This window comes from Ectobacillus funiculus (genome assembly GCF_004138295.1).
GTDB lineage: Bacteria > Bacillota > Bacilli > Bacillales > Bacillaceae_G > Ectobacillus > Ectobacillus funiculus.
Genome location: NZ_SCFM01000007.1, coordinates 211,802 through 233,575 on the forward strand (window position 1 = coordinate 211,802; position 21,774 = coordinate 233,575).

At 43.7% G+C, this 21,774-nt stretch carries 20 protein-coding genes; 3 read left to right on the forward strand and 17 right to left on the reverse strand.

The genetic code is table 11. The features are described from left to right. Positions 1-288 precede the first annotated feature (288 nt). Positions 289-981, forward strand: coding sequence for a DUF421 domain-containing protein (locus EP737_RS07355; protein WP_246040195.1), 693 nt, complete (start codon positions 289-291; stop codon positions 979-981). Between the two features lie 187 nt (positions 982-1,168). Here EP737_RS07355 and EP737_RS07360 read toward each other — a convergent pair whose 3' ends face one another. The 14 genes from EP737_RS07360 to gpr form a co-directional block, all read right to left on the reverse strand. After that, positions 1,169-1,615, reverse strand: coding sequence for a GatB/YqeY domain-containing protein (locus EP737_RS07360; protein WP_129727312.1), 447 nt, complete (start codon positions 1,613-1,615; stop codon positions 1,169-1,171). 14 nt (positions 1,616-1,629) lie between these two features. Continuing rightward, positions 1,630-1,803 (reverse strand): 30S ribosomal protein S21, encoded by a 174-nt coding sequence (gene rpsU / locus EP737_RS07365; protein WP_129727313.1) that lies wholly within the window; start codon positions 1,801-1,803, stop codon positions 1,630-1,632. 320 nt (positions 1,804-2,123) lie between these two features. Further along, positions 2,124-2,789: a deoxyribose-phosphate aldolase gene (gene deoC / locus EP737_RS07370; protein ID WP_129727314.1), complete on the reverse strand. Its 666-nt coding sequence runs from the start codon at positions 2,787-2,789 to the stop codon at positions 2,124-2,126. Between the two features lie 256 nt (positions 2,790-3,045). Next, positions 3,046-4,398 (reverse strand): tRNA (N(6)-L-threonylcarbamoyladenosine(37)-C(2))-methylthiotransferase MtaB, encoded by a 1,353-nt coding sequence (mtaB, locus tag EP737_RS07375; protein ID WP_129727315.1) that lies wholly within the window; start codon positions 4,396-4,398, stop codon positions 3,046-3,048. Between the two features lie 4 nt (positions 4,399-4,402). Beyond that, on the reverse strand, positions 4,403-5,152 hold the full coding sequence (locus EP737_RS07380; RefSeq protein ID WP_129727316.1) for a 16S rRNA (uracil(1498)-N(3))-methyltransferase: 750 nt from the start codon (positions 5,150-5,152) through the stop codon (positions 4,403-4,405). Between the two features lie 12 nt (positions 5,153-5,164). Next, positions 5,165-6,106: a 50S ribosomal protein L11 methyltransferase gene (prmA, locus tag EP737_RS07385; protein ID WP_129727317.1), complete on the reverse strand. Its 942-nt coding sequence runs from the start codon at positions 6,104-6,106 to the stop codon at positions 5,165-5,167. 262 nt (positions 6,107-6,368) lie between these two features. Further along, the gene (dnaJ, locus tag EP737_RS07390) at positions 6,369-7,493 is read right to left on the reverse strand and encodes a molecular chaperone DnaJ (RefSeq protein ID WP_129727318.1); all 1,125 of its coding nucleotides are present in this window, start codon (positions 7,491-7,493) and stop codon (positions 6,369-6,371) included. A gap of 284 nt (positions 7,494-7,777) precedes the next feature. Then, positions 7,778-9,613: a molecular chaperone DnaK gene (dnaK, locus tag EP737_RS07395; RefSeq protein ID WP_129727319.1), complete on the reverse strand. Its 1,836-nt coding sequence runs from the start codon at positions 9,611-9,613 to the stop codon at positions 7,778-7,780. 22 nt (positions 9,614-9,635) lie between these two features. Next, complete coding sequence (grpE, locus tag EP737_RS07400) at positions 9,636-10,178, reverse strand: nucleotide exchange factor GrpE (protein WP_129727320.1); 543 nt, start codon at positions 10,176-10,178, stop codon at positions 9,636-9,638. Positions 10,179-10,268: 90 nt separating this feature from the next. Continuing rightward, positions 10,269-11,303, reverse strand: coding sequence for a heat-inducible transcriptional repressor HrcA (gene hrcA, locus EP737_RS07405; protein WP_129727321.1), 1,035 nt, complete (start codon positions 11,301-11,303; stop codon positions 10,269-10,271). Positions 11,304-11,396: 93 nt separating this feature from the next. Continuing rightward, complete coding sequence (hemW, locus tag EP737_RS07410; RefSeq protein WP_129727322.1) at positions 11,397-12,542, reverse strand: radical SAM family heme chaperone HemW; 1,146 nt, start codon at positions 12,540-12,542, stop codon at positions 11,397-11,399. Positions 12,543-12,749: 207 nt separating this feature from the next. Beyond that, positions 12,750-14,573: a translation elongation factor 4 gene (lepA, locus tag EP737_RS07415; protein ID WP_129727323.1), complete on the reverse strand. Its 1,824-nt coding sequence runs from the start codon at positions 14,571-14,573 to the stop codon at positions 12,750-12,752. A 168-nt stretch (positions 14,574-14,741) separates the two neighbouring features. Beyond that, positions 14,742-15,095 (reverse strand): YqxA family protein, encoded by a 354-nt coding sequence (locus tag EP737_RS07420; RefSeq protein WP_205650891.1) that lies wholly within the window; start codon positions 15,093-15,095, stop codon positions 14,742-14,744. 243 nt (positions 15,096-15,338) lie between these two features. Then, the gene (gene gpr / locus EP737_RS07425) at positions 15,339-16,442 is read right to left on the reverse strand and encodes a GPR endopeptidase (RefSeq protein WP_129727325.1); all 1,104 of its coding nucleotides are present in this window, start codon (positions 16,440-16,442) and stop codon (positions 15,339-15,341) included. Positions 16,443-16,630: 188 nt separating this feature from the next. Between gpr and rpsT the strand changes: the two genes are divergently transcribed. Then, positions 16,631-16,897: a 30S ribosomal protein S20 gene (gene rpsT / locus EP737_RS07430; protein ID WP_129727326.1), complete on the forward strand. Its 267-nt coding sequence runs from the start codon at positions 16,631-16,633 to the stop codon at positions 16,895-16,897. A 156-nt stretch (positions 16,898-17,053) separates the two neighbouring features. On the opposite strand, the gene holA is transcribed toward rpsT, so the two are convergent. Beyond that, on the reverse strand, positions 17,054-18,064 hold the full coding sequence (gene holA / locus EP737_RS07435; protein WP_129727327.1) for a DNA polymerase III subunit delta: 1,011 nt from the start codon (positions 18,062-18,064) through the stop codon (positions 17,054-17,056). A gap of 563 nt (positions 18,065-18,627) precedes the next feature. On the opposite strand from holA, the gene EP737_RS07440 reads away from it, so the two are divergent. Beyond that, positions 18,628-18,762 (forward strand): YqzM family protein, encoded by a 135-nt coding sequence (locus tag EP737_RS07440; RefSeq protein ID WP_129727328.1) that lies wholly within the window; start codon positions 18,628-18,630, stop codon positions 18,760-18,762. 81 nt (positions 18,763-18,843) lie between these two features. Here the strand turns inward: EP737_RS07440 and EP737_RS07445 are convergent, their stop codons facing one another. Both EP737_RS07445 and EP737_RS07450 read right to left on the reverse strand, forming a co-directional pair. Beyond that, positions 18,844-21,219 carry a DNA internalization-related competence protein ComEC/Rec2 gene (locus EP737_RS07445; protein WP_246040196.1) on the reverse strand — a complete coding sequence of 792 codons (2,376 nt, stop codon included), beginning with the start codon at positions 21,217-21,219 and terminating at the stop codon, positions 18,844-18,846. Next, positions 21,177-21,737, reverse strand: coding sequence for a ComE operon protein 2 (locus EP737_RS07450; protein WP_129727329.1), 561 nt, complete (start codon positions 21,735-21,737; stop codon positions 21,177-21,179). The genes EP737_RS07445 and EP737_RS07450 overlap by 43 nt, the downstream gene beginning before the upstream one ends. Positions 21,738-21,774: the final 37 nt, after the last annotated feature.

A 21,774-nucleotide genomic window follows, 5' to 3' on the forward strand; every position in this document is an offset into this window, starting at 1 on the left:
CTTTTTAATGTCAATTACAAAGTGATTACTTGAGTAATTTAATCTGCTGTTTTCCTCCCTGTTTCTGTTTTACACCTTAAACTGAATCCGATAAGCTGAAGCATAGTGCTTCCATTTTACTGTTTCTAAATTATGCTTAGTGAAATAAGGATTCCCAACAACCGTCTATAAAAAAATTCATATGCATGAAGAAAAGGCATGTTCTAGCACCGAAAAAGAAAAAGGGCTCTGTTTTACATATATGGCAGGAGAAGGTGAAAAATATATAGAGGAAAGGGGGAGCAACCATTGTCTATCTTTTTGGGACATAATCATCTTACTTTGCTGCAATGGCTTGAGCGCGGTGTAATCATTTATGTCTTCTTGGTACTTGTGGCCAAATTCATGGGCCAACGATCTATATCGCAATTACGTTTCCTTGATTTTGTGATAGCTCTTTTGCTTGGCGGGCTATTAGGAAATCCTCTTGCCGATCCCAGCCTTGATGTTTGGGATGGGATGATTACAAGCTCTGTGCTCGTCATTCTGCATGCTGGCAGTGCTTTTTTGGGCTTAAAATGGGAAAGATGGAGAAAATTCCTCGAACCACCTCCCCTAATTTTAATCCGAAATGGACGATTTCTCTTATCGAACTTAAAAAAAGCAAGAGTCTCTATCGATTATGTTTTATCAAGCCTTCGTCTTCAACAGATAGAGGACATCCAAAAGGTAGCAGTTGCCCTGTGGGAACCTGGCGGCACGATTTCCGTCTTCCTAAAAAGTGAATACGAGACCCCAACAAGGAATGATATGAATATAAAAAGTGAAGCATTTTCATTGCCGACAGTTGTTGTTAAGGAAGGAAAAATAAGAAAAGAGGCGCTCCTTTCCTTAGGAAAAGATGAAGCTTGGCTGCAGCAGCATATAAAGGAACCCATTCACATGATTTTGTTTGCAACTCTAGATGAACAACATCGCCTACAACTTATTTTTAAGGAATAAAGAAAACTCGCCGATTGGCGAGCCCTGCCCTTGGGCGAAGACAGAGGCGTAGCCCTACTTATACTTTAGTCCCAAAATCTCTCACTACGTCGAATTGTCTTCTAGCTAGACATCACCCCGAAAAGTTATATTTTCTTATCTTGTCAAATATCATAAAAAAACGTCTCGGTTATACCGAGACGTTTTTTTATGATAGCAATTGTGAAACAAGCTTATTCACTAAAGAGCCGTCAGCTTTCCCTTTTACTTTTGGAATGACTGCACCCATGACTTTGCCCATATCAGCTTTAGAAGCTGCACCCGTATCCGCAATTGCTTGCTTAATAACGGCTGTTAGCTCCTCTTCGCTCAACTGCTGTGGTAAATACTCTTCTAAAACTGCAATTTCGCCTTTTATTTTATCCACAAGGTCTTCACGACCCGCTTTTTCAAATTCAAGGAGGGAGTCTTTGCGCTGCTTTAATTCACGAGTCAATACTGTTAGCTCAGCCTCTTCAGACAAGGGTTGTTGCTGCAGCTTAATGCCTTCATTTTGTAAAGCAGACTTTACCATCCGAATGGTGGTAAGCTTTTCTTTTTCTTTATTCTTCATCGCTTGTTTCATATCATCGTTTAAACGATCGAGAAGACTCATAAATACACCCTCTCTTAGAATTTACGCTTTCTAGCTGCTTCAGACTTCTTCTTGCGTTTTACGCTTGGCTTTTCGTAAAACTCACGTTTTCTTGCTTCCGCAAGCGTACCAGTTTTAGAAACTGCTCTCTTAAAACGACGAAGCGCATCCTCCAAAGATTCGTTTTTGCGAACGACTGTTTTAGACATCCTTCTTTCCCTCCCTCCGAAACATCCACTTACATCTTAGATTCTAGGGCATGCAAAAAAGAAACACTTCTTCAGCATGTCTTTTAAGATTATAATACATTGCTTCCTTTCTGGTCAACCATATTGTAAAGAAATTTTGACTGACAGGCACCCATGCGTAAAGAAAACTCGCCGATTGGCGAGCCCTGCTCTTGGGCGAAGACAGAGGCGTAGTTGCACTTATACTGTATTCCTAAAATTCCCGACTACGTCGAATTTGCTTCTGGCTGGAAATTTATACTTTCTTACAGTGATCAATATCCCTAGCCTGTCGGGGCCTCTTAATAATCTGTTTTTGCTGCCTGTCCGCTAATCAGCGCTACACCAGAGCTTGTTCCAATCCTAGTTGCCCCTGCCTGTACCATCGCTTCCAGACCTGCAAAGTCGCGAACCCCTCCTGATGCTTTGACACCGATAGCAGGTCCAACCGTCTTTCTCATAAGAGCGATGTCCTCTACCGTCGCACCGCCCGTTGAGAATCCGGTTGACGTTTTTACAAAATCAGCTCCCGCTTTGACGGCCAATTTGCAAGCACGCACCTTCTCTTCTTCCGTTAACAGGGACGTTTCAATAATAACCTTTGTCAGCGCTTTCCCTTTTGCCGCCTCTGTAACCGCACGAATATCTCTTTCAACAAGTTCGTCATTTCCATCCCTTAACGCCCCAATATTGATAACCATATCCACCTCTGTTGCACCCTTGGCAATTGCATCGCTAGCTTCAAATGCTTTTGTTTCGGGTGTGTTTGCCCCTAGGGGAAACCCAATAACTGTACATACAGCCACATCTGTTCCGTGAAGAAGCTGCGCGGCCACCTCGACCCAAGTCGGATTCACACACACAGATGCAAAGTGATGCTGCTTTGCTTCCTCACATAGTGTTATGATGGCTTCCTTTTTTGCATCTGCCTTCAATAATGTATGATCAATCAATTTTGCATAATTCATTTGTTACCCCTTTCCGCACCGCCATGTACGAAGTTCATTATCTGACCACTGCAATTAATCGGATTATATCATAAGATATATGCCTTTCCTATTGTTAAGTTATCCGCGTTTTATGATTTCATTCCTTCGCTATCGCAACTTTATCCTGTACTTGGAACGTTAGGCGGCTTAGGTGGGGCAACTGCACGGACACTGCACGCCTAAAATTGCCGACAGTGCAAAAAAGCATGCAAACACCCCGTTTGCATGCTTTTTATCACGCGCTGGCAGCCTCTGTTTCAACTGCAGCCTCAACAACGCGGACAAATTGTCCTTCATTATATGGATAGCCAGCCTTTGTAATTTTCACTTTTACAAGCTTGCCGATCAAATCTTCCGTGCCTTCAAATACTACCTTTAGGTAATTATCTGTATATCCAACAAGTAATCCGGTTTGCTCTCCATCCTTGAATGCCTCTTCTGGGATGATTTCAAGCACTTCACCCTCAAACATAGAAGCATATTCCTTCGCGAGCTGATCAGATAACGCAATAAGCTTATGCACACGCTCATTTTTGACATCCTCAGCTACTTGATCATCCATACGAGCGGCAGGCGTACCTGTACGCTTGGAATACGGAAATACATGCAATTCAGAGAATTTATGTGCTTGGATGAAATTAAAGGTTTCCATGAACTCTTCTTCTGTTTCACCCGGGAAGCCAACGATAACATCCGATGTAATCGCAAGACCCGGAAGTGCTTCCTTCAAGCGATCAAGACGCTCTCCGAAAAACTCCATTGTATATTTGCGGCGCATCCGCTTTAGTACTGTATTCGATCCTGACTGAATCGGAATGTGCAGATGGCGCACTACAATTTTAGAATCGCGCAGTACCTCAATTACCTCATCTGTAATTTGGCTCGCTTCAATTGAAGAAATACGCAGACGCTTTAATCCTTTCACTTGCGCTTCCATGTCACGAAGCAGCATCGCAAGATTATAATCCTTTATATCTTCACCGTATCCGCCTGTATGAATACCGGTTAGGACGATTTCCTGATAGCCTGCATCCACAAGCTGCTGCGCTTGGCGAATAACCTCCTGCGGATCACGTGAACGCATTAAGCCGCGCGCCCATGGAATAATACAGAATGTACAGAAGTTGTTGCAGCCTTCTTGAATCTTTAATGATGCACGTGTACGATCTGTAAAATACGGAACATCCAGTTCCTCATACACACGAGTTTTCATAATATTGCGCACCGCATTGATCGGCTGACGCTCGTTTTTATATTGCTCAATATATCCAAGCATGCTGCTGCGATCTTGTGTTCCAACAACAATATCAACACCAGGAATAGCCATGATCTCGGCTGGAGATGTTTGTGCATAACAGCCTGTTACACAAATAACAGCGTCTGGATTTTGACGGACCGCGCGGCGAATGATTTGCCGGCTCTTTTTATCTCCTGTGTTTGTCACTGTACATGTATTAATCACATACACATCTGCCGCTCTTTCAAATTCGGTGCGCTCGTAGCCTGCTTCTTTAAACAGCTGCCAAATCGCTTCTGTTTCATAATGGTTGACTTTGCACCCTAACGTATGAAACGCAACTGTTGCCATATAATCACCTCATTAGTTCAAAATGATAGGAAACAGCAGACAACGCATAAAGCGGTGCTGTTTCTGTTCGTAAAATTCTCGGTCCTAAGCTGCAGGAAACGAAAGTATGTTCACACAAACGCTGCACTTCATCCTCTGTCAAGCCGCCTTCTGGACCAAATACAATTAGAAGACGCTGTCCAGGCTGAAGCTTCTCAAGTGTTTGCACAAAATTTGCTTTTTCACCTTTTCTTGCTTCTTCTTCATACGCTACGATACATGCATCATATTGCGCGCTTGCCGCAAGCAGCTCCTTAAAGGAAATTGGCGCTGTTACCGACGGCACAATGCTCCGATGAGCCTGCTCTGCCGCCTCCTTTGCGATTTTTGCCCAACGCTCTACCTTCTTCTCGCTCTTTTTGCTATCCCATTTTACAATCGAACGAGATGCCTGAAACGGCAAAAAAGCGGCTGCCCCAAGCTCGGTACCCTTTTGTAAAATGAGCTCAAGCTTATCTCCCTTTGGCAGGCCGCTTGCAATTGTAATCGCAACAGGCAGTTCGCTACGCTCCTCCACCCATTGTACAACAGCCACTTTCACAAATGTATTGGTAATTTCAGCAATCGTACAAAGCGCTGTTTTTCCGTTTAAGCAACAATACAATTCGTCCCCTGGCTCCATGCGCATCACTCTGGTAATATGATGCGCATCGTCACCTTCTATTGTAATATGATTGTTGTTTACCTGCTCCTCATGTACAAAATAACGCTGCATTTGCTCACACCCTTACGCCTTGTTGCGGGCAATGATTGCAACCCAGTCTTCCATCGTCATAACTTCCTCAATTGTAAAACCGGCTTGTTCCAGTCCTTCACTCACATCCTGCTGCTTCGCTGCAATAATGCCGGATGTAATGAATAATCCGCCTGGCTTTAACACTCTTGCCGCATCATGCGGGAATAATAAAATAATATCTGCAAGAAGATTTGCGACAATCAAATCAACCGGGCCTTCAATATTTTGCAGTAGATTGTTTTGTCCAACTGTGACAACATCGTCTGCTTTATTGAGCTCCACATTCATTTGGGCACTCTCCACCGCTACCTCATCCAAATCATACGCCTGTACAGCAGCAGCGCCAAGCTTGGCAGCCGCAATGCTCAATATGCCTGATCCAGTACCGACGTCAATCACGAGATCCTCCGGCTGCACTGCTTTTTCAAGTGCCCGGATGCACATAATTGTTGTTGGATGTGTACCCGTCCCAAACGCCATCCCAGGATCAAGTTCGATAATCCGCTCTGTTTCTACCTCAGGTGTATATTCCTCCCATGTTGGCACAATCGTAAACGTATCAGACACTTTAATCGGATGGTAATATTGCTTCCACGCCGTTGCCCAATCCTCTTCATCAACCTCTGACGCAGTTACAATGTTCGCGCCAATATCAAGCCCAAAGGCTGAAAGAGCACTAACAGATACGCGGATTTGCTCTAATAGCTGATCGAATGTGTCATTGAGCGCAAAGTACGCCTTAACTCGCACGCCTTCCTCTGGATACTGGTTCGCATCTACCTCGTAAATTTCACCGAAGCGGTTGTCACGCTCCTTTGTAAAGTCCATTTTATCTTCAATTGAAACACCACTTGCCCCTGCTTCATGCAAAATGTGAGAAACTGCCTCAACAGCCTCCTGTGATGTATGAACTGTAACCTCTGACCATTTCATAATCGATCTTGTCTCCTATGCTTTTTTAGCACTGTAAGAAAGTATAAATTCCCAGCTGAAAGTCAATTTGACGCAGTCGGAAATTCTAGAAATACAGTGTAAGTGCGACTACACCGCTGTCTTCGCCTAATGGTGAGTTTCTACAGCACACAAGCCCCCTGTCTATCAAGGAGGCTCATGTGCGCTAAAAACCAAATTCTCTTTGCTTCCCTCGTCTATTAGGAAATAAACGAAACGGGAAACTTTTCCATATTAACCAGTATTACCCTTTAAATGCTCTTTTAAGCTTAGCAAATAAGCTGTCGTCTTTATGCAAATCCTCATGCCCATCCTTCGCAAGCTCTGTTAATAGCTCCTTTTGGCGGGATGTAAGTTTTGTCGGTGTCACAACCCGTACAATGACATACTGATCACCTTGACCATAGCCCCTTACATTCGGTGCACCTTTTCCTTTTAAACGGAATTCTGTGCCCGTTTGCGTACCAGCTGGAATTTTCAGCTTCACCTTACCGTGAACGGTCGGTACCTCTACCTCATCGCCAAGCGCGGCCTGCGCAAAAGTGAGTGGCATTTCGCAAATGACATCATCACCATTACGCTCAAAAAATTCATGCTGCCTCACGCGCACAACAACATATAAATCTCCCGGAGGTCCACCGTTTATTCCGGCTTCTCCTTTGCCAGAGATGCGAATTTGCTGACCATCATCAATCCCGGCTGGAATTTTGATATTAATCTTTTTACGCTTACGCACCTTTCCTGCGCCATGACATGTCGTACATTTTTCTTTAATAATCTGACCTGTTCCACGGCAATGCTCACATGCACGGCGATTTACAATACGGCCAAACGGTGTATTTTGCTGCACACTCACCTGACCCGTTCCGCCGCAATGCGAACATGTATCCTTTGAAGTTCCTGGCTTTGCACCAGAGCCATGACATGTATCACAATTTTCGTCGCTCGCAAGTTCAACCTCAGTTTCTTTTCCAAAAATCGCTTCCTCGAAGCTGAGCATCATTGAATATTGAAGGTCTGCTCCTTGACGAGGCGCGTTCGGATCACGACGTCTGCCGCCACCGCCGCCAAAGAATGAACTGAAAATATCCTCAAAACCGAAGCCTCCAAAATCTCCACCATCAAACCCGCCGCCGCCAAAGCCCTGATTCGGACCTGCATGACCAAATTGATCATATTGCGCGCGCTTCGTATCATCACTGAGAACCTCATACGCTTCCTGTACTTCCTTAAACTTCTCTGTTGCATCCAGCTCTGTACTTACATCCGGATGATATTTTTTAGCCAAACGGCGGTATGCCTTTTTAATCTCATCTTTAGACGCTGTTTTACTAACACCCAGCACCTCATAGTAATCTCTCTTACTCATAATGTAACACCCCCGACTCCTTTCACATAAACGTAATTGTAACACCTAAAGAAATACCTTTGCAAATAGGAAAAGCGGACACGGCCCGGTTTTGCTCCCGTAGTAAAATGTTCTCCGCCACAGAAGGCGCTTTTTGCCTTTTGTGGCAGAGGTTATTTTATGGCAGGGAGCAGGCCGTGAGAGCTAGATCAGGAAAAGCGAACACGCCCCAGTTTTGCTTCCCCAAGTTACAATCTAAGAAAAAAGCCAAAGCCAAGGTATACTTGACTTTGACTTTTGTCATCTTACTTATCGTCTTGTACTTCTTCGTACTCAGCGTCTACGACGTTATCTTTTTTCGCACCTGCACCTGCTTCAGCTTCAGCTCCTTGTGCTTGCTGAGCTGCTTGCGCTGCTTGCTCATATAGCTTTACAGATAGCTGCTGCACGATTTCTTGCAACGCATCCTTTTTCTCGCGGATTTGCGCTAAATCATTCGCTTCAATCGCTGCTTTTAAAGCATCCTTCGCTTCGTTTGCTTTTGCTACTTCTGCAGCGTCTACTTTTCCTTCTAAATCTTTCACTACTTTGTCTGTTTGGAATACAAGCTGATCTGCTTCGTTGCGAATCTCTGCTTCTTCCTTACGCTGCTTATCTGCTTCCGCATTCGCCTCTGCCTCACGTACCATGCGATCGATTTCGTCGTCAGATAGGCTTGTAGAAGACGTAATTGTGATTGTTTGTTCTTTGTTTGTTCCTAAATCCTTTGCACGTACGTTTACGATACCATTTGCGTCAATATCAAAGCTAACTTCAATTTGCGGAATACCGCGTGGCGCTGGCGGAATATCACCTAATTGGAAGCGGCCTAGCGTTTTGTTATCAGCTGCCATTGGACGCTCACCTTGCAATACGTGAATATCTACTGCTGTTTGGCTATCAGCTGCAGTTGAGAATACCTGCGATTTACTTGTTGGAATTGTTGTATTACGATCAATTAGCTTTGTAAATACGCCGCCCATTGTTTCAATACCAAGGGAAAGCGGAGTTACGTCGAGCAATAGAACGCCTTTTACGTCACCTGTTAATACGCCGCCTTGAATCGCTGCGCCAAGAGCTACAACTTCATCAGGGTTTACACCTTTGAATGGTTCTTTTCCTGTTTCGCGCTTAATCGCTTCTTGTACCGCTGGGATACGTGTAGAACCGCCAACAAGGATAACTTTATCAATTTCGCTTGCAGAAAGGCCAGCATCCTGCATCGCACGGCGAGTTGGACCTAATGTTCTTTCTACAAGACCTGCAGAAATCTCTTCAAATTTCGCTCTTGTTAGCGTAACCTCTAAGTGAAGCGGGCCAGCCGCGCCTGCGCTAATAAACGGCAAGGAAATTTGTGTGCTTGTTACACCAGAAAGATCCTTTTTCGCTTTTTCTGCAGCATCCTTTAAACGTTGCAATGCCATTTTGTCTTGAGATAGATCAAGACCGTTTTCTTTTTTGAATTCGGCAACCAAATAGTCAATAATCACTTGGTCAAAGTCATCACCGCCAAGACGGTTGTCACCAGCTGTTGCCATTACCTCGAATGTACCTTCTGCAAGTTCAAGTACAGATACGTCAAATGTACCGCCGCCAAGATCGTATACGAGAATTTTTTGCTCTTCGTCTGTTTTATCTAGACCGTATGCAAGCGCTGCTGCTGTTGGCTCGTTGATAATACGCTCTACTTCAAGACCAGCAATACGGCCTGCATCCTTCGTTGCTTGACGCTCTGCATCGTTGAAGTAAGCCGGAACTGTAATAACAGCTTTTGTTACTTTTTCACCTAGGTATTCTTCCGCATAAGATTTTAAATGCTGCAGGATAATCGCAGATACTTCCTGCGGAGAATAATCCTTGCCCTCAACATTTACTTTGTAATCTGTACCCATATGACGCTTAACGGACATAATTGTGTTCGGGTTTGTGATGGATTGACGCTTTGCAACCTCACCTACTTGACGCTCCCCATTTTTAAACGCTACAACAGACGGTGTTGTGCGGTTTCCTTCTGCATTGGCGATTACCTTCGGCTCTCCGCCCTCCATGACAGCGACGCAGGAGTTTGTTGTACCTAAGTCGATACCGATAATTTTACTCATAGAGAATCCCTCCTATGTAATATTATTGATTTACTTTTACCATTGAAACACGAATAACCTTATCTTTCAGCTTGTAGCCTTTTTGGAACTCCTCTACAACTGTGTTAGGCTCATATTCGCTATCCTCTGTTTGCATTACAGCTTGATGCTGGTATGGATCAAACGGTTTGCCAACCGATTCAATTGCTTCTACTCCTTCTTTTTGAAGGGCTTCCATCATTTGACGGTACACCATTTCCATTCCTTGCAGCAGCGCCGCACCAGATTCATCCTTTATTTCTACCTTTAACGCTCTCTCAAAGCTATCAAGAGCCGGCAGTAAATCACTTACCAGACTTTGCGCTCTATATTTCTCAGCTGCTTCCTTGTCAAGCTGAACACGACGACGATAGTTATCAAAGTCCGCTTGCAGACGAAGCATACGATTTTCCGTATCAGTAAGTTTTGCTTGCAATTCATTGATAGCTTCCTCTAACGGAGATACCTCAGTGCTTGCTTGCTCCTCTACCTGCTCTTCCTGTTGTTCAATCGTTTCTTCAACTGTTTGCTCGTTACGTTCTTCCATTGCTTTCACCTCCCTCAAAGAGTGTTCTTCCTATTTGAGCTACGCGGAGAAGAATGTTCTCCCCGCAGCCTCACCTACCTTATTTTCCCATCATTCCTTCGTTTGATGCAAGCCTTGAAATACTTTGGTCAGTTGACCTGTAAATAGCTGCAGCAAGCTAATAACACGAGAATAGTGCATTCTAGTTGGTCCCAAAATCGCAATCGTGCCAAGCTGTTCTTCCCCTATCGAATACGTAGCTGTAATCAAGCTGCAATCCTCCATAGCGGATGAACCGTTCTCGCGGCCGATTCTTACTTGAATACCTGAATGCTTATCACGCAGCATGCTGTACAGCTCCTGTTCGTGCTCCATCATCATTAAAAGAGAACGAATTTTATTAATATCATGGAACTCCGGCTGCGATAGCATATTGGTTTTTCCGCCTAGATACATCTTTTCTGATAACGGAAACTTGAATGTGCCATCGAGCATTTTCACCACCGCATCGTAGCTTTGGATATGCTGACGAAGAACAGTGACAATTTCTTTAAAAATCTTATTGTGCAATTCGGAAATGGGAATACCTACGAGCTTGTCGTTTAAAATATTTACCATTTTCTCTAAATCACTGAGCTCAACGTTAGCTGGCACAGTAATCGTCTTGTTTTGCACATGGCCTGTATCGGTAACAATAATAGCTACAGCTGTTTGCGGACCAATTGGAACAATTTGCACGCTTTTCAGCCTATTCTCGCCCACCTTTGGTCCAAGCACAATCGAGGTATAGCTCGTTAGGTCAGACAAAATCTCTGCCGATTGCTGCGCAAGCTTTTCCATTTCAAAAATCTTCTCGGCGAACAATCCTTTGACCTGTACAATTTCCTGTTGCGGCAAGTGCTGCGGCGCAAGGAGGTGATCTACATAAAATCTGTATCCCTTCTCAGAAGGAACACGCCCAGAGGAGCTATGCGTTTTTTCAATAAATCCTAACTCCTCTAAATCAGCCATCTCATTTCGAATCGTCGCAGAGCTGAAGGTAATTTCCTCTTTCTTAGAAAGTGTGCGCGACCCGACAGGCTGTGCCGAACGAATAAAATCATCAATGATAATTTGCAAAATTAAGAGCTGCCGGTCGGTAAGCATGTACAATCACCTCTGTTAGCACTCTATTCTTTCGAGTGCTAATTCTAATACTAAATTACCAAAATTAGCGCTCCGTTGTCAATGCAAAAGCTATTAAGATTCATCAATAAGAAAAGACTGAAATACTTCATTTCCAAGCAGCTTGCCCTTCCGTGTCAATCGAATGGCCTCCGCTGTCTCCTCAATTAATCCAAGACGCGTCTGCTTTTCAATTTGCTTTTGAAATATAGCGTCTAGGCGCAGGCCAAACTTTTGCAGGAATGTATCCTTACTTACACCCTCTGTTTTCCGAAGGCCTAAAAATAATTCCTCCTCCATTTGCTCCTGCTTGGTCACCGGATGTGCGCTCACATACGGAAAACCTGTTTCATCAATTGCGGTGAAATATTTTTTTAACGGCCCTGCATTTTGTGTACGCTTTCCAGCCGTATACCCGTGCGCTCCTGCACCAAATCCATAATATTCCTCATTGTTCCAATACGTAAGATTATGACGGCTTTCATATCCCGCTTTTGAAAAATTGCTAATTTCATATTGATGATAACCATTTTTCTCCATCTCATCCATGACGATTTCATACATTTGGGCCTCATGCTCTTCGCTTGGCAACGGCAGCTTTCCTTTTTGCATCATGTTGTAAAATACCGTTTTTGGTTCAACAATTAAAGAGTAGGCTGAAAAATGCGGCACATCTAATGCATATGCTTCCTGAAGCGTTTCCCGAATGTCCTGGATAGTTTGTGTCGGCAACGCGTAAATCAAATCTAGATTTATGTTGAAAAATCCGGCAGCTTTTGCATCCTCTACCGATTTCACTACGTCCTGCCTCGTATGCGTGCGCCCAAGCTTTTTCAGCAGACTCTCCTGAAACGTTTGTACACCAAAACTTAGACGATTCACACCGCCTTCAATTAATAGCTTCAGCTTCTCCTTCGGTACATCACCGGGATTGGCTTCAAATGTCAGCTCATACTCGGTCGCTTTAGGTCGCAAATGCTTATCAATAATGGAAAGAAGGCGCTCGGTTTGCTTCATGTTAAGAGCAGTTGGTGTTCCGCCGCCAACAAAAATCGTTTGCAGCTGTCCAAACGGAACCTGCTGCACCGTATTTTCAATCTCTTTCTCCAAGTAATCCAAATATTGCTCCACCGGCTGTCGGTCAATAAACATTTTATTAAAATCGCAGTAATGACAGATATGCTGACAAAACGGAATGTGAATATAAGCGGATTGGATCATCAAATCTTCTCCTTCCTAATGGTTACGAGCAAAGCCAGCTGTACTCGTAACGAAAAGAAGCCGCAGCTCGTGCGGCTTCCCGATTTCTATTTACACTGTAGGAAAATATAAATTGCCAGCTAGAAGAAAACTCGACAAAGCAGAAAACTTTAGGAACACAGTGCAGGTGAAACTACGCCTGTGAATTCGCTAAAACGCTGATGAATTTTACTTCTCATCCATTCGTAAAACAGCCATGAACGCCTCCTGCGGCACCTCTACAGAGCCGACAGACTTCATGCGCTTTTTACCTTCTTTTTGCTTCTCTAACAGCTTACGCTTACGGGAAATATCACCGCCATAGCATTTTGCCAATACGTTTTTGCGCATCGCCTTAATGGTCGAACGAGCAACAATTTTATTTCCGATTGCCGCTTGAATCGGTACCTCGAATTGCTGCCGTGGAATAAGCTCCTTCAGCTTTTCAACGATTACCTTACCACGATCATACGCAGAGTCGCGATGCACGATAAAGGACAAGGCATCCACCGTCTCTCCATTCAATACGATATCCATCTTCACAAGCTTAGACGCCTTATAGCCAATAAGCTCATAGTCAAAAGATGCATAGCCTTTTGTGCTGGATTTCAGCTGATCAAAGAAATCATACACAATTTCTGAAAGCGGAATTTCATATGTCAGCGTCACACGCGTTTCATCCAAATATTGCATATCAATGAACGTGCCGCGTTTTCCCTGACAAATCTCCATCACCGCACCGACGAAGTCATTTGGCACCATAACAGTTGCTTTTACATACGGCTCTTCTACACGGTCAATGGCTTGTGGATCCGGCATATTAGACGGGTTATCTACTGTGAGCTGTTCTCCATTTGTCAGATGTACTGTATAAATAACGCTTGGTGCGGTTGTAATTAGATCAATCTTAAACTCGCGCTCAATGCGCTCTTGAATAATTTCCATATGAAGCAAGCCTAAGAAGCCGCAACGGAAACCAAAGCCAAGCGCTTGAGAAGTTTCTGGCTCAAATTGAAGGGCAGAGTCGTTCAGCTGCAGCTTTTCGAGCGCCTCGCGCAAGTCATTATAACGAGCTGTATCAATTGGATAAAGACCACAAAACACCATCGGGTTCAGTTTACGGTATCCTGGAAGCGGCTCCGCTGCTTGACGCTTCGCATGCGTAATCGTATCCCCAACGCGCGTATCGCCGACATTTCGAATAGATGCGGTTAAGAAGCCTACATCTCCAACTGATAATTCATCGCGTAAAACCGTTTTAGGTGTAAATACGCCCACCTCGGTTACTTCAAATTCGGCTCCTGTTGCCATCATGCGAACTTTATCGCCAACCTTCACCGTACCGTTTACAACGCGAATATACGCGACAACGCCGCGATACGCATCGTACAGGGAGTCAAAAATCAGCGCTTGCAGCGGTGCTTCTGGGTCACCGGCAGGAGCTGGTACCTTTTCTACAATTTGCTCCAAAATTTCTTCAATACCGATGCCAGCCTTTGCAGAAGCAAGCACCGCCTCGGACGCATCTAATCCAATGACATCCTCAACCTCTTGACGAACCCGCTCAGGATCAGCACTTGGTAAGTCAATTTTGTTAATAACAGGAAGGATTTCAAGATTGTTATCAAGCGCAAGATATACGTTCGCCAATGTTTGCGCCTCGATCCCTTGTGCCGCATCTACAACAAGAATCGCTCCTTCACACGCCGCCAAACTGCGTGATACCTCGTACGTAAAGTCGACGTGACCAGGCGTATCAATTAGATGCATAATATAATCTTGACCATCTTTTGCTTTATAGTTTAACTGCACCGCATTCAGCTTAATTGTGATTCCGCGTTCGCGCTCCAAATCCATAGAATCCAACAGCTGCGCCTTCATTTCACGCTGCGATAGCGCATTTGTTTTTTCTAAAATACGATCCGCTAACGTAGATTTCCCATGATCAATGTGGGCAATAATGGAAAAATTACGAATGCGGGATTGCCTATTTGCTCGTTCTTCTTGATTCATTGTTTCTCACTCCTACTAAAGTCGCCAACATACACTGCTTTTGATTATATCAATACGATTGTAAAGATTCAACGAAAAGTAATGGAAACGGTACCCCTACCTATATGATATGCTCGTTTCATGTAAAAAGAAAATGCGAAGAATTAAGATGTGATCGCCTTTTGGCTGTTACTTCCTGATTTCTTGAAAAATATCTTGAACCTTCTGAGCAAATGCATTCATAGAGACCTGCGCAGCTTTTTGTACCCCGGCCGTTACTCCCTCTCCTAGTCTGGAAAACACATTAAAGGTTTTTAAACGCTCCAGCTCCTTTTGCTTTTCTTCAATTATAAACGTATTGCCAAGAAGCGTAGCCTCTACATTCCCATTTTCTGTACCCGTAATATGGGCAACCTGTTCATAGGTTGGATCATTATAGCCTTTCATTCTCTTTAACCCGTCATTCGCAAGCTGCATGCCGGCGAGCACAGCTACGAATAAAATGCTTATTAAGATTAAGCATCTCATCAAAAATGTCTTCATCATCGCACCTCCTTAAGAAAAGCGGACAAGGCCCGCCTTTTATGGCAGTGGAAGTTCAGCCCTACGCTGCCATTTTGGGCCTTGGGAGCTAGACATCCCCCCGAAAAGTTATACTTCCTTATCTTGCTAAGAAAAAAATAGCCGATTGGCGATCCCTGCCTTTAGGCGAAGACAGAGGCGTAGTTGCCCTTATACTGTATACTTTCGTACAGTGTAAAAAAACCGTGTTGCTGCAACACGGTTTTAATGGGTATAGGCGCCCGCATTATCTTGATCAATTTGATGGTGCAGGGCAGCGTTTAAGCCGCTTGCAATCACATTAGCCATATCCTCAATAAAAGTATCCACTTCCTTCGGTGTTACCATCAAGTTATGTCCTAACGGAGAGAGCACCTCATGAATGAGTCGCCGTTTCTCCTCTTCTTCGAGCGTTCCAACGACACCTAGAAACATATTTCGCTCCTTTTCACCCGGCATATCGTCCTCTGTCAGCTTTTTTCGGCCACCGAAAGAAAAGCCTGCCGGAAGTAACGAACGTGACGGCTTATCGCCTTCCTTCATTTCACGCCCGAAATGCTTTAAAATAAAATCGATTGTATCACTTGTAATAGAAACCGCATCAACAACGGTCGGAACACCGATTGCAATCACCGGAATACCTAGCGTTTCTTTACTTAATTCCTTGCGTTTATTTCCAATGCCGGAACCGGGATGAATGCCAGTATCCGAAATTTGAATCGTACTATTTACCCGCTGAATCGAACGTGCCGCCAATGCATCAATCGCAATTATAAAATCCGGTTTTGTTTTCTCAACAACTCCAAAAATAATATCGCTCGTTTCAATACCGGTAATCCCCATTACGCCAGGACGAAGCGCACTCACTGGCCGAAAGCCCTCCTCGATCTGCTCAGGCTGAAGCTCGAACAAATGACGTGTGACAAGCGTATTTTCCACTACAATCGGTCCAAGTGCATCAGGGGTAACATTCCAATTACCAAGTCCAACAACCAAACAGCTCGCATTATCGCTAATCCCAATCTCTTTTAAAAAGTGCGCAAATTCCTTCGCAAATACTTGCTCCACCTTTTGCTGCAGTTCTGTGTCCTGCTGACGAATTCCTTGCACTTCCAACGTTAAATAGTTCCCCGGCTTTTTCCCCATTGCCTCAGTGCCATTTTCATCAATTGTTACCTTTGTGATGGTAATGCCGTCTTCGTCCCGCTCCTTTACGATGACACCATTAATAGAGCGTTGTGCTTCCTCCTGCTCCATCAGCATCTCATGTGCTTCCACCGCCAAATCAGTACGAACAGAATACTTGCTTAAATCGAGAGATTCACTCATTGCTAATTCCCCCCTAATATGAATAAAATTAGAATTTCCAAAAACAGCAAGAAACATTCTTTGAAAAAGTCTCTGTTTGTACAAAATTCATTTCGTTTCACTATTGCATTTATCCAATACGTTTGATAGAATGTTCCTTGTTCTATGTAAGAATCGAGTTACTCGATTGCACCAGGGAGGTGAAAGATATGGCAAACATTAAATCTGCTATCAAACGCGCTAAGATCAGTGAAGAGCGTCGTGCACAAAATGCTTCTCAAAAGTCTGAAGTTCGCACAGCGGTTAAGACTGTTGAAGCTGCACTTAACAATAATGACTTAGAAACTGCAAAAGCTGCTTTCGCAACTGCTGCGAAAAAGCTTGATAAAGCTGCTACTAAAGGTTTAATCCACAAAAACGCTGCTGCTCGTAAAAAATCTCGTCTAGCGAAGAGATTGAGCGTACAAAACGCGTAATGTACAAAACGACGACCTCATATAGGTCGTTTTTTTCTTTTTAACTATGAAAATCTAAAAATTTCCTGCTACATCGAATTCGCTTCTAGCTGGAAATTTATACTTTCGTACAGTGTAAAAAAGTTCATGCGGCAGCTCCGCATGAACTTTTTTTCTCTATTTATGACTCAAGCGCATTAAAAAGATTTCCAGTACAAGTCGCTTATTCAGCTTCCCTGTTTTCATATCATAATCTGCATCGGCCAAGTGATCTATAATACTTCGCAGCTCTTGAAATGAAAAGCGCTGCGCCTGGCCCATAGCCAGCTTTACCCTATACGGATGCACACCAAGATGGGACGCTGCTTGGTTTTGAGCATATCCCCTCTGTTGCAGCTCCTTTACTTGATACAGGAGCCGGAATTGATTTGCCAAAAGCGCCAATATTTTAATTGGCTCCTCTTGCTGCATAAGCAGCTCCTCCAGCATTCTCATTGCCCCGGCAATATCCCTCTGCACTACCCGCTCTACAAGTGAAAAAACGCTTTGCTCCGCCGATTTTGGAACAAGCTGCGCCACAATTTCCCGGTTAATTACACTGTCTACACCAGCGTATAAAAGGAGTTTTTGTATTTCCTGCGATAACAGCAGCATATTGTTGCCAACAAGCTCAAGCAGCAAATCTATCGCATCGCTATCTATTTGCACACGCTGCTCGGTTCCTTGATTCGCAATCCAAGCTCGTATATCTTGTCCTTGCAGGGCATTTGCTTCCAGCACTTCTGCTTCCTTTTTCAGCAGCTTTGTAATTTTTTTTCGTTCATCCAGCTTTTCAAACGGAGCAATAAACACCAAAATGGAAAATGGTGATGGCTCACTTATATATTTCTCAAGCACCTTCACATTTTGCTCTAGCTTTTCCTTTTGTGAAGTTAAAAAATAAGGCGACTTCACAAGAATAACCTTTCGTTCTCCAAAAAATGGAAGGGTATGAGCATCTTCAATAACATCTTCTAAATAGACTTCGTCTAAATCATATGTAACAGTATTTAGTTCGCGATCCTCTTCCTCAAGCGCTTCTGCTAATAGTACATTTATCGTTTCATTGATAAAATATATTTCTGTACCATACAGCAAATATATAGGTACAAATTGCTTTTTCTTGAAATTTTTATGTAAGTCGTTCATGTGCCTCTCCTCAACTTGTTACGTATATATGTATACTACCTATATATTTTTCCTTTTACAATAAGAAAGGCAAATACGTTCCATCTGTGCTTCCATAGCAAGTAAAGTCTATTTTACTGAAGCCCGCATTTGTTCCACTGCAAGAAAAGATAAATTTCCAGCTCGAATTGAATTCGACGTATCAGGGGATTTTAGGAACAAGCTATAAGGGCAACTACGCCTCTGTCTTCGTCCAAAGGCAGAGTTCGCTCATCGGCAAGTGTTTTCTTTATCCATCGTAGAAGACATTTTTTGTCCTGCAAAGAGAGGCTAGAAGCAAGTGATATACTCTTATAGTTGGATAAAGGAACGGGCGAAGCACCCGTTCCTGCATCTATATAAAAACGCTACCGAATAAGTCCCGGGCTTCTTATGCAGTAACGGTAATGATGTACTGTTATTGTTTACTCCTGCTTTATAAGTATAAGTGACAACAGTTTACAGGCATGGAAAGAAAAAGGTAAATTGTAGATTTTTTTCTGACAATATTTTATACTAAAATTGACAAGTTGGGAGGGGTCAAGATGAATGAATTTGAAAAGAACGTTCAAAGCAAACGGAATGACGCTACTGACTCAGGGGTAGGTTTTGTTGTCTCTTTCGGATTCTTTGCAACGGTATTTATCATCGCAACCGTTATTAAATTCATCGGCTCGTAAAAGACTGCTCCATGCAGTCTTTTTTTGTTTTAGGAATAAAGTGCAACTACGCCCCTGCCTTCGCCAATTGGCGTGTTTTCTCTATCTCCCACCTGCTGTGCTTTCATCATATGTAATCCTTGTGCGAAACGTTCCCTTCCCTTTTGAAAAAATATATGTGATTGCTCCGTCCTCATCCGTTCTCCAAATCGCCGCTCCATGCCGCCTAAGCCTTTGTAGCACCTCCTCATGCGGATGACCGTATCGATTTTTGCGCCCGACGGAAATAATCGCTACACGCGGCTGCACGGTCTCTAACAGCACATCTGACGTAGAGGTTTTACTTCCATGATGACCAACCTTTAGCACATCGGCACTTAGATTGTTATATGATGTGATTAACTGCTCTTCTCCCCTCTCCTCTAAGTCACCCGTAAACAGCCATGTAAGTCCGCCGACTCTTGCGCGCAGCACAACGGATTGATCATTCTCTTTCTCTTCCTCCCCAAAGGGGGATAGCGCCTCAAAATACGCATCGCTGTTCCTCCACTTCATTCCGTTTCCTGCCAATACAATCCGCACTCCTTTTTGCTGCGCGCCCTGCAAAATCTGCTGCTCCATATCGGAATAGCTGTTTTTTCTTCCAAGCACGACTTCTCCCACCCGTACAGAGGATAACACTTCCAAAGCAGCACCAACATGATCTGCATCGCCATGAGTCAAAATGAGCTTATCTATCCTGCGAATTCCCTTGCTTTGTAAATATGGAACGACAATATCATCTCCAACTGAGAATTCATTTTTCCGCTTTTGCCACGCTTGCTTCGGTAACGCAATGGTACCTCCTGTATCAATCATATATGTCCCTTTTGCATAAGGAAGCTGGATTAAAATCGCATCGCCTTGTCCCACATCCAAGAAAGTAATATTTCCATATGGATTGAAGTAGGGAAACAGATACTGCGCTGTTAAAAGCAATATCAAGCCTCCTCCAACTGGCAAAACGTATCTTTTCCTCCGCTTGTCCTCCCATGCTGTGAAAAGAACTAAAATAACGATGCAATAACATACTGTCAGCCACGCAGGTGCTTGGCCAAATATGAGCTTGTTGTATGGCAGCTTCTCAGAAAGAAATAGTACTTTATTAGAAATGGACAAGAGCAAGGAAAGCACCGTTTCAATCCATTGACTAACGAAAGGAAGGAACATAGACAAAAATAACGCACAAAGACAGAGGGGCAGGATAATAAATGACAAAAACGGAACGTAGATGAGGTTAAATATAATACTATACGGGGAAATTTGTCCGAAATAGTGAAGAGAAATCGGGAGAGAAGCAAGCTGAGCCGCTACAGCAACATTCCACATATTATGCAGCATAGATTTTTCCGATGATAAAATAGAGGTCGATGAAAGAAGCAGGACAAAGGTTGCGGAAAAAGAAAACTGAAAGCCGATATCGAACAACACATACGGATCGAACATAAGCATACAAATTGCAGAAAGACTAAGCGCATCTATACCTGATATGCGCGCAGAAAATAATAAACATGACAACACCACAACAGCTGTAACGGAAGCGCGCACAACAGAGGGCGATGCGCCCGCCATATACATATACAATGGAATGACGATAAGCAATAATACCGTTGCTGTCTCTCGTGTACTACCAAGACGAAGCAGCACATAATAGCATGCGGCAATCAGGACCGTAATATGGGATCCAGAAATGGCAAGTAAATGAATAAGACCGAGTTGTTGATAGCTTTCCTCTATCTCTGATGATATAGCCTGCCTATCACCGTATACAAGCGCGTTAATAAAGCTGGCTGCGTCCCCAGAGAAGTTGTCCTGCACATATTGTACAGCCTGTTGGCGGATGGAGAACAGCCATTGCCAAAAGGAAGGGTCTTCATAACAGGAGGAAAAAGCGGAGATGTTATAGATGGAATGAATATGTTGCCGATGTAAATACTCCTTATAGTCAAAGGAACCGAAATTTCGGGCAGGCTGCGGAGCATCCCGTTCTCCTGTAAACATACAAACCATTCCGGCTCGCATATCCTTTAATGCTTCCTTTTCTTCAGGCGATGAAATAGTATAAACCATGCGAAGCTTTTCCTGCTTCGTTGTTTTTGCAGTAAATGAGAGCTTGTCTCCATCTATTATGGGAGAAGATACAATAACAGCGGATAGCGGGGCCATAGATGAGGAGTGGGAAGGTTGATTATTTCTCTCAATTTCATTTGTATAAATAAAACATACACATAAGCTTATAAGACAGATAATAAAAGGTCCTTTTCTTAGCCTCCAAAAGCAATATACAACGTAAGCAGCGGCAGCTGTAACAGAAACCGCCGAAGCATGAGAGCAGGCTGCCGCAATGCCGAACATAGCAGCAATTGCGGCATACCCCCATTGATTGCGCAACTTGTTCACCTCTTTAGCAATTGTTTTGCTTCCTGTAGCAGCCTCCACAAGTCCTCCGGCTCTGTTTGTTCATCTACAGTAGATAGCAAGTCCCTAAGCTGTGAAGCCATATCCTTTTCCTCCAGCGTTGTAACTGTATATGCAAGCGGAACATGCCGCACCTTTACCCCCGCTTGCTGAAACAATTCAACCGCATATGGATGATTTTTATACTCCTGTGCATAGTATACCGCTGTAATCCCACTTTGAATAATCGCCTTGCAGCAATGTAAGCATGGGAAATGCGTAACATACATTTCCGCTCCCTCGGTTTTCGCACCAAATTTAGCACACTGCAACAGTGCATTCACCTCAGCATGCACAGTACGGACGCAATGGTTATCAATTACGTAGCATCCTTCATCTGCGCAATGTACCCCTCCGGCAATTGAACCATTGTAGCCGCCGGCAATAATACGTTTATCACGCACAATTGTTGCCCCAACGGCAAGACGGGTGCAGGTACTCCGTAATGAAAGTAAATGGCTTTGTGTCATAAAATACTGATCCCATGAAATTCTGTTCATCTTGCACACACCTTATAGTAGTTTGTTTCCTTTAGTG